The sequence below is a fragment of the Enterovirga sp. genome (assembly GCF_028290205.1).
In the GTDB taxonomy this organism is placed as follows: domain Bacteria; phylum Pseudomonadota; class Alphaproteobacteria; order Rhizobiales; family Beijerinckiaceae; genus Enterovirga.
Genome location: NZ_JAQGKF010000115.1, coordinates 1 through 5,950, shown reverse-complemented (window position 1 = coordinate 5,950; position 5,950 = coordinate 1). Strand labels below are relative to the sequence as shown.

Below are 5,950 nucleotides of genomic sequence, written 5' to 3'. Positions count from 1 at the left end.
GCGGGAACGCTGATGGTGGCGACGGGGACCGGCGGCGGCAGGCTGTTGCCGGGCAGCAGGCTGGGCTGCGCGGCCGCAATGCTGGACGTCGTGGTCGGCGTGTAGACCGAGCCGTCCGGCCGGACCGCGACCGTGCGGACCCGGCGCGGCTCGCCCAGAGCCGTGGTGACGGCGTTGGAGCCGTTGCTCGGCGCCGCGGGCGCGGCCTGGCCCGTTCCGGCCAGACGCTCGCCGGTGTCGACCGGCATGGCCGGACCAGTCACGGGCGCACGGGCCGACACGGCCGGGGCCCGATCGGCCGTGGACGGCATCGAGCGGACCGCCTCCTGGACATCAATCGGCTGCTCGCGGCCATCCACCACGCGGCTGCGCCCGTCGTCCGGCTTCTGGTCGTAGATCTGACGATCCTGGTTCGGCACTTCCATGCCACCGGGATTTTCCGGCGGCTTCTTCACCGGCGTGCGGTCGGCGGTGATCAGCGGGGGCGCTCCGGAGGGAGAGAACCCGCCGCCTGCCCGCTGCCAATAGAGCCCGCCGGCGATGGCCCCGGTGGTGACCAGCAGCGTCGCCGCCACGGCGGCGAGCTTGCCGCGCGAGCGCCGGGGCCGGAGCGGCTGCATGTCATCCTCGGCGAGAGCGGCATCGGGCGAGCCATAGACGTCAGCGACCGGATCGTAGCCGCCGGCCTGCGGCGACGTGTCACGCGATCCAAGCCGGTCGTCGGGCGCGAAATCGAGATTGCCGTACCCCCCTCCGGCCGCGGCGGCCGGGTCGGACGCGACCCGCGGGGCGCCCGACCGGCTCTCGCCGATGATGCCCCGGAACGGATCGTCCTGCCCGACGATGCGGGCCAGCTCGGCGAGCGGATCCGGCCGCGGGGCCGGCGCGGATTCGGCCGACCTGCGGAGTTCGCGCTCGATCTCGTCGATGTCGATCTCGAACCGCTGATGCCTGGCTTCGCTCATTAAAACGCCCTCCGACTCCGGCGCCGCCACCTCGAACCCGGTCCCGACCGGGACCCGGCCCGCGGCGGGCGCGCGCGCTCCAGCGAGGCGCGCCGTCAGCGCATCTCGTCCGGGGCCCTTACGCCCAAAACCGCTAGGCCCGACGCGAGCACGCCCTGCAGCGCGCCCACGAGCGCCAATCTCGCGGTTGTCGACATTTCATCTCCGTGTTTAACAAACCGTAATTGCGGCAAGTCTTTGCCCTTGTTCCAAAGGGCGTGGAACAGGCTGGCCAAATCGTAAAGAAAAAACGCCACCCGGTGAGGCTCATGCGCCGCCGCGGCGGCCTCGATCACGCGCGGATACTGGCCGATGCGACGCATCAGCTCGAGCTCGGCTTCGTCGGTCAGAATGGACAGATCCGCAGCCGCGAGTTCCTGGCGCGACGGCGAGCGGCCGAAGGCCTCCGCGCCCTGCCGGGCCACCGAGGCACATCGGGCATGGGCGTATTGCACGTAGAAGACGGGGTTGTCCTTGGACTGCTCCCTGACCTTGATCAGGTCGAAATCGAGCGGCGCGTCGTTCTTCCGGTAGAGCAGCATGAAGCGCGTCGAATCGGCGCCGACCTCGTCCACCACCTCGCGCAGCGTGACGAAATCGCCGGCCCGCTTGGACATCTTGACCGGCTCGCCGCCCCGCAGGAGCCGCACGAGCTGGCACAACTTGACGTCGAGCTCGCCCTGTCCGCCGCTCACGGCCCGAACCGCCGCCGACATGCGCTTCACGTAGCCGCCGTGGTCGGCGCCCCACACATCGATCATGCGCGAGAAGCCGCGCTCGAATTTGGACCGGTGATACGCGATGTCGGCCGCGAAATACGTGAACGAGCCGTCGGATTTCAGCAGAGGCCGGTCGACGTCGTCCCCGAATTGGGTGGCCCGGAACAGCGTCTGCTCGCGGTCTTCCCAATCCTCGACCGGCTGCCCTTTGGGCGGCGGCAGCCGTCCCTCGTAGACGAGGTTCCTGGCCCTGAGTTCGGCGATGGTCGCAGCGACCTCCCCGCCCCCGTTCTCCATCAAGGAGCGCTCGGAGAAGAACACGTCGTGCCGGATGCCGAGCGCCAGGAGATCCTGCCGGATCAGTTCCATCATGGCCGCGATGGCGGCGTCCCGGACCACGGGCAGCCACTCGGCCTCGGGCTGGTCGAGAAGCGCCCGGCCGTGCCGGTGGGCGAGATCCGCCCCGAGCGGCTTCAGGTAGTCCCCCGGATAGAGCCCTTCCGGGATGGCACCGATCTCGGCGCCCAGCGCCTCGCGGTAGCGCAGGTAGGCGGAGCGGGCCAGGACGTCGACCTGCGCGCCGGCATCGTTGACGTAGTATTCCCGCGTGACCCGGTAGCCGGCCACTTCGAGCAGGTTGGACAGGGCGTCGCCGAACACGGCGCCGCGGCCGTGGCCGACATGCATGGGACCGGTCGGGTTGGCCGAGACGTATTCCACATTGACCGGGGCGCCGGCGCCCTGGCCGCTGCGCCCGAACGCCTCCGGATCGAGCACGGCCGCCCGGACCACGTCATGGTGCAGCGCAGGCACGAGGCGCAGGTTGATGAAGCCCGGCCCGGCCACCGCGGCGTCCACCACGCGCGGATCCGTCCGCAGGTCCGCCACCAGGAGCTCGGCCAGCGCCCGCGGGTTCATGCCGGCGGCCTTGGCCACCGCCATGGCGGCGTTGGTGGCCAGATCGCCATGCGAGGGGTCGCGCGGCGGCTCCACCACGATCCGCGACAGGTCGAGCCCGGCCGGCAAGGTCCCGGCCGCGATCAGCCGCTCCAGCGCGTCCGCCACCCGGCGCTCGAAGAGCCCGAAAACGTTCATCAATTCCGATCCAGAGAGCGGGCGCGTCCCGGCCCGCAGCGCCGCCCCGCTTAGCAACCGGCACCGGGCCTGTCACCGCAGGCGGCCCGGAGGGCTCAGGCGAGCCTGAGATCGGGGCTGTGCGGGAACAGCCGCCGATGCTCCTGCACGGCGAAGCGGTCGGTCATGCCGGCAATGTAATCGGCGGCCCGCCGGGCGAGCTTGGCGTCGTCGGCGCCCGCGAGGCCGGCCTGCCAGCCCTCCGGCAGCGACGCCGGATCCGCCGTGAAGCGCTCGAACAGCTCCCGGACCACCGCCTCGGCCTGCCCGCGGACGGCCATCAGGCGCTCGTGCCGGTAGAGCTGCGGAAACAGGAAGTCCTTCACCGACCGCTCGGCCGTGGCCATGTCGTCGGAAAAGGCGATCACGGGCCGGCCCGCCCGGCGGATGTCCTGTGCGGTGGCGGGGGCCAGCGCCGCGATGCGCCGTCGCCCCTCGTCCACGACGTCTTCCACGAAGCGCGTGATCACCCGGCGGGTGAGTTCGTGGATCCGCTTGGTCCGGGGCAGCCCCGGATGAAGGTGGTCGATCTCGGCCAGCAACTCGGCCAGGAACGGCACTGCGGCGAGGTCGTCCAGCTCCAGCATCCCGGCCCGCAACCCGTCGTCCAGATCGTGAGCGTCGTAGGCGATGTCGTCCGCGATGGCGGCCGCCTGCGCCTCGGCCGAGGCGTGGTGAGCGAGGTCCAGCGGCCGCTCGCGATCGTAGTCCAGGATGGCGGTTGGGACACCGCGGGCCCGGGCTCGGCCGAGCGGGGAGCCATCTGGCGCGACGAGCGGGCCGTTGTGTTTGGCCAGGCCTTCCAGCGTTTCCCAGGCGAGGTTCAGGCCCGGAAAGGCGGCGTAGCGGTCTTCCAGCCGGGTCACGATGCGGAAGGCCTGGGCGTTGTGGTCGAAGCCGCCGAAGGCGCCGAGGCAGCCGTCCAGCGCCTCCTCGCCCGTATGGCCGAAGGGCGGGTGGCCGAGATCGTGCGAGAGGGCGAGGGCTTCCGCCAGATCCTCGTCGAGGCCGAGGGAGCGGGCCAGCGCCCGGGCGATCTGGCTCACCTCGAGGGTGTGGGTGAGCCGAGTGCGGACGTGGTCGCCCTCGTGGAACAGGAAGACCTGGGTCTTGTGCATCAGGCGCCGGAAGGCGGCCGAATGGATCACCCGGTCGCGGTCGCGCTGGAATTCCGTCCGGGTCGGCGACGGGCGTTCCGGGTGGACGCGCCCACGGCTGGCCTCGGGGTTGCAGGCCCAGGGGGCCCGCCAGCGCTCGCCGGGTGTCCGTGTCATGCGGCCTCGGATGCCGGCGGGTTGCGGCGCAGCACGGGGCGCCTTACCTTCAGGACCGGTCAACCGGCAATACGGTCGCCATGCACACCCACCCCAGTTCTGCCGATTTCCCTCCCGTGCCGCCGGCCGAGGAGGCTTCGCTCGCCGTCACGGCCCGGGCGGCGCGCCGCATCGGCGAGATCCTGGCCACGGAGCCGCCGGGCTCGATGCTGCGGATCAGCGTCAACGGCGGCGGCTGCTCCGGCTTCCAGTACGGGTTCGACGTGGATGCGAATCGCGGCCCGGACGATCTTCTGATCGAGCGTGACGGGGCCGGCATCCTGGTGGACGAGGTGTCGCTGCAATACCTCAAGGGCTCCACCGTGGATTTCGTGGACGACCTGATCGGCCAGAGCTTCCGGATCGAGAACCCGCAGGCGGTCGCCTCCTGCGGCTGTGGTACGTCCTTCTCTCTCTGACTCGGCAACGCGGCGGGCCCGCCGTGCGGCCTGAAGGTGACCGACATGCATGATGTGGCCCGATCCGGGTGGAGAGCCCTTGCGGTCTCCGCCCTGCTGTTCGCGTCGGCCACTGCGTCGCGGGCCGCCGATGTGGTCCTGGAAAATCTCCGCTTCCAGCTCGGCGAGATGACCTATGCGGCGCCGCGGGCCGAGTTCCGGGGCACGCCGCACGACCGCGCCGAGCTCACGGCGCTGTTCGATCCCAACGCCGCCGAACCGCTGGCCGCCCGCATCGCCCGCCTCCAGGCGGCCGAAATCGTCCTGCCCGAGATCCTGTCGGAATTCACCACGCCGCAGGGTCCGCAGGTGACCCGCTACCGCGGTATCGTGTTCACGCAGGTCGGCGGCGGCCGCATCGCCTCCGCCAGCGCGGCCGGCGGGTCCATCGACGCCAACGGGCCGGAGGGTAAGTCGCAAGGAAGCTTCGGCCGTCTCGCCTTGCAGGAGCTCGACCTTGGCCTCACCGTGGCGTTCTTCACCGAAAAGGCCACCGGCCCGGCCGAGCTGAAGCGGCTCTATGGCGCGGCCTCCGTTGAAGACCTGCAGCTCACCGACCCGTCGGGTGCGACCACCCGGGTCGGCCGCCTGTTCGGTCGCGATTTCGCGGCCCGGCCGACCGCGGAGGGCTGGCTCGGCACGGTGCAGGTCATGGGGCAGAACCCCGACCTCAAGGCGGCCCCGCCCGCCGAAAGGGCGCGTGTCACGGCCGCCATGGCGGACCTGTTCGGCGCCTTCCAGATCGGCGCCCTCGAGGCGATCGACATCACCTTCGCGGGCAAGGCGGCCGAGGACGGCAAGGGCAGGATCGCCCGCATCGCCTTTCAGGGCGCAACGGGCTCGCGCGCCGCCGAGTTGACCCTGGACGGGTTCGAGGCGTCCTCGTCGGACACGCGGGTGCAGTTCCGAAGCCTCGCCTTTTCCGGGCTGTCGTTGCAGCCGGTCCTCGACGGCCTGCGGGACTTCGGGGCGGCTGGCCCGGACGCGATGTCGCCAGCCACGATGCGGCGCTTCATCCCTCTGGTCGGCGCAACCCGCCTCACCGCCCTCGATGTCGACGTTCCCTCCGGAGCGAAGCGGCTCGCCGGCCTCGCCGGGCTGGAGCAGCCGACGGTGCGGGTCTCGGTCGCCCAGTTCGAGGTCCTGGCCGAGAAGCCGATCGAGGGCATCCCGACCGAACTCCGGGTGGGGCTGCGCAACCTCACCTTCCCGATCCCGGCCAACCCGGAGGACGACAGCCTGAAACAGCTCGCCGAACTCGGCTACGAGCGTGTGGACGGTTCGCTGACCACGCATCTCGGCTGGAACGAGGCGGGCCAGGA

At 71.2% G+C, this 5,950-nt stretch carries 4 protein-coding genes and 1 pseudogene; 2 read left to right on the top strand and 3 right to left on the bottom strand.

Annotated features, from left to right (window positions below; all coding sequences use genetic code 11):
• The 3 genes and pseudogenes from JWR86_RS08000 to JWR86_RS07990 all read right to left on the bottom strand — a co-directional run.
• Positions 1–965: pseudogene (locus tag JWR86_RS08000) on the bottom strand (hypothetical protein); the annotation flags it as partial.
• A gap of 95 nt (positions 966–1,060) precedes the next feature.
• A complete protein-coding gene (gene argS / locus JWR86_RS07995) occupies positions 1,061–2,818 on the bottom strand; it encodes an arginine--tRNA ligase (protein WP_299563322.1) in 1,758 nt (585 codons plus the stop codon).
• Between the two features lie 95 nt (positions 2,819–2,913).
• Positions 2,914–4,131, bottom strand: coding sequence for a deoxyguanosinetriphosphate triphosphohydrolase (locus JWR86_RS07990; RefSeq protein WP_299563319.1), 1,218 nt, complete (start codon positions 4,129–4,131; stop codon positions 2,914–2,916).
• 80 nt (positions 4,132–4,211) lie between these two features.
• Between JWR86_RS07990 and erpA the strand changes: the two genes are divergently transcribed.
• Positions 4,212–4,589, top strand: coding sequence for an iron-sulfur cluster insertion protein ErpA (gene erpA, locus JWR86_RS07985; RefSeq protein WP_299563317.1), 378 nt, complete (start codon positions 4,212–4,214; stop codon positions 4,587–4,589).
• A gap of 45 nt (positions 4,590–4,634) precedes the next feature.
• A partial coding sequence (locus tag JWR86_RS07980; RefSeq protein WP_299563314.1) for a hypothetical protein occupies positions 4,635–5,950 on the top strand: 1,316 nt, incomplete at its 3' end.